Raw genomic sequence first — 2,949 nt, 5'->3', positions numbered from 1 at the left:
ACAGCACATGTGCGATGTCCTCGATCGGCTTGACGACGGCCTTCACAGCGATGCCGAGATGACGGGCAGCGCGAGCACGGCGATGGCCGTAAACAATGACAAAGCGGCCAGAAACATCTGGGTGAGGCCGAACGAGGATAGGCGAGGACTGACCAGCCTGCTCAATAGCCGAGACCAACGCGGAAAAATCCTCGTCGTTGCTGGCAATCCGATCAGCGAAAGGGGAGGCCTCAAGGAGGTCCGGATCAAGGGATACGATCGTTTCGCCCTCTAGGACGCGCATAGAGTTTTCCGCCATCTCATCGAGAGACTGCATCATCGAGCGCGTTGCGCCACGACGGGCATATTCGGCCCTGCTCTCCGATGAATTGCTTTGCGGCTTCCGATCGCCCACGGTCGCCCCGATGTTGGCCAAGAGGTGCTTTCTAGCCATTTGCACCCTCCATTCTCGTATTTACTGCGCTGATTTTGCGAGGTTTTTTGCGGTTCTGCACGGCTGTCAAGAAAGCGATCACTTCCGCCCCCATGCTTTGTGTATCAGCGAGACAATCTCGCTATTGACTGCGTTGAGGGACTCCATCGCACGGTCATACGTTGAACGCGTGAACTGGCTGCGCTCAACCTCATAAAGGGTCTGCTTGGTAATACCGGCATCAGATATGGCGGTGGACTTAACCATCTGATTGGTGAGCATCCGCTTGTTGAACATCGCCTGCATGAAACCAACCATCTGTGCCTGCGGCCCGTCCATCGGCTCGTATCTCGTCACCAGATAGCGGAACCACTTCAGCCGGACTTTCGCCCCGACCCCCTTTATCGACTGCAAGATCCCGCCAAGCATGAGCAGGAACTGGCTCATCGACATGATGTCGAGCATCTGCGGATGGACCGTGATAAGAACAGATGTGGAGGCTGTCAGCGCGGTGAGCGTGAGATAGCCGAGCTGAGGAGGGCAATCGATCACAACCACGTCATATTGATCGTCGACCTCTTTAAGGGCCTGCGTAATGCGGGTGAAGAACATACGCCCTTCAGGGGAATTTTTGTTCGAAGCCGCTAGTGGTGTCTCGTACTCGTATTCCTGGAGTTCGAGGTTCGCCGGGACGATGTCGAGCCCCGGAAAATTCGTCGGTTGAATCACGTCCTTGATCGAGCTGCGTTGATCATCGTAGCGAAGCGCCTCGAAAAGCGACGGATTCTTGTCAAGTTCGGGCTGCATCCCATGAAGAGCAGTGAGTGAAGCCTGTGGGTCGAGGTCGATCGCAAGGACACGATGGCCAGTGAGAGCGAGGTACTGGGCAAGATGGGCCGTGGTGGTTGTCTTTCCACTCCCACCTTTGAAATTCACAACGGAGATAACTTGAAGGCCTTCGCCGCCGCGCCGGTGAGGCACATAGCGCTTGAAATCAGTTCTGCCGTGTTTGTCGAGGAAGGCGCGCAACTCCATCATCTGCGCCGCCGTGTACGAGCGGCGGCCGGACTGTGATACGAGCGGCTCCGGCCCCTTTCCCTCAAGATGTAGTTTCTTGATATGGTTTTGCGTCACGCCAAGAAAATCGGCAACCTCGGCCGAGGAAAACAGCCGAAGGCCTTTCTCAGCATCCGGCGGATACTGCTCCAGGCGCAGCATGTTGAGCTTGTCCGAGATGAGTTCACCCTGCTGGAGAATCTCCTCGTCAAAGTCTATGTCGAGGTCGAAAGTCTGCGCCACGTTCAATTTCACCGCCCCCACTTGGGAATAACGCTTTTCCGGGTCCATATGGCAGGAAAGCGTGATTACTATGTGCGATTCGACGGTAGCCGCAAGGCGTTTTTGGTTAATGAGAAGTTAACATGTTGCGGGACCATTCACGCCCAGACCGGATTCTCCAATGGTTATCCGTAAGTTAGGTCGATTCCCGCTGTTCGCGACCGTGGGCATGAAATGCAGATTTGCACCTCTTCATCAACACTTTAGCCCCTGCCTGCTCTCGAATTTCCGTAGCTAGACCGTCGATTCGGCAGAATCACCGGCTGCAAATCTGCACGTAGGCACACGCCCAACGAGGTGTTTTGTCTCCGCATGACGTGTTCATGCGGAGATCATAATGCGGATACTGACCGTCTCGCCCGACCTTTACGGCCGCCATCAAAATTTTCTGAAGCAGATGTACCGTCTTCGCGCAGCGGTGTTCGGCGGCCGTCTCGAATGGGACGTCTCTGTGACCGCGGGGGAAGAGCGCGATCGCTACGATGATTTTAAGCCGACCTACGTTCTGGCAGTTAATGAGCCTGGGATGGTCGCCGGTTGCGCCCGTCTTCTTCCGGCTTCCGGGCCGACGATGCTCAAGTACATATTTCCCGAACTGCTCGAAAAGGGTTCTCTGAACCCACATCCAGAAATGGTCGAAAGTTCGCGCTTCTGTGTCGACACGTCCCAGACTGCGGGCAGGGAAGGGGGCCAATTACATCTTGTGACACGCACCTTGTTCGCCGGCATCATCGAATGGTCGATGGCGAATGGTTACAGCGAGATCGTCACCGCGACCGATCTCCGCTTCGAGCGGATCCTCAAACGTGCCGGCTGGCCGATGCGACGGCTCGGCGAACCTGCAGCAATCGGCGACACGATGGCGGTTGCCGGAAGCCTTCCAGCCGATCGCGAGCGCTTTGAGCAGGTCTGTCCTCCCGGCTACCGTTCGATAATCTCCGACGGCGCACCGATCAGGAGCGCCGCGTGACCCAACTCCGCTCGCATTCGCGTCTCGTCCGCAAACTTCAGGAAGCTCTCGGCGACCATCTCTGCGTCGCGCTCGATGACGCGACGGTTGTCGAGATCATGCTCAACCCCGATGGCAAGCTCTTCATCGAACGCCTGGGTCATGGCGTCACCCCGGCCGGCGCACTGAGCCCTGCCGCGGCGGAGGTGATCATCGGCAGCGTCGCCCATGCGCTACAATCCGAGGCCGA

At 57.1% G+C, this 2,949-nt stretch carries 3 protein-coding genes and 1 pseudogene; 2 read left to right on the top strand and 2 right to left on the bottom strand.

Annotation, left to right across the window (positions count from 1 at the left end; genetic code table 11):
- A partial coding sequence (locus EOC06_RS35315; protein WP_128309979.1) for a ParB/RepB/Spo0J family partition protein occupies positions 1–433 on the bottom strand: 433 nt, incomplete at its 3' end.
- Positions 434–511: 78 nt separating this feature from the next.
- Positions 512–1,717: a plasmid partitioning protein RepA gene (gene repA, locus EOC06_RS35310; protein ID WP_095482610.1), complete on the bottom strand. Its 1,206-nt coding sequence runs from the start codon at positions 1,715–1,717 to the stop codon at positions 512–514.
- A gap of 370 nt (positions 1,718–2,087) precedes the next feature.
- Between repA and traI the strand changes: the two genes are divergently transcribed.
- Together traI and EOC06_RS35300 are read left to right on the top strand one after the other, a co-directional pair.
- Positions 2,088–2,720, top strand: coding sequence for an acyl-homoserine-lactone synthase TraI (gene traI, locus EOC06_RS35305; RefSeq protein WP_095482558.1), 633 nt, complete (start codon positions 2,088–2,090; stop codon positions 2,718–2,720).
- A pseudogene (locus tag EOC06_RS35300) lies at positions 2,717–2,949 on the top strand (Flp pilus assembly complex ATPase component TadA); the annotation flags it as partial. The gene traI and the pseudogene EOC06_RS35300, both read left to right, overlap by 4 nt.

Origin of the sequence: Mesorhizobium sp. M7A.F.Ca.MR.362.00.0.0, from assembly GCF_004023175.1 — a bacterium.
In the GTDB taxonomy this organism is placed as follows: Bacteria; Pseudomonadota; Alphaproteobacteria; order Rhizobiales; family Rhizobiaceae; genus Mesorhizobium.
Note: the sequence above shows the minus strand (reverse complement) of the source record. Positions and strands in the feature narration are given on the sequence as shown.

Excerpts from the sequence above, each read along its gene's own strand:
- traI (WP_095482558.1), top strand. The coding sequence starts at position 2,088 with ATGCGGATACTGACCGTCTCGCCCGACCTTTACGGCCGCCATCAAAAT.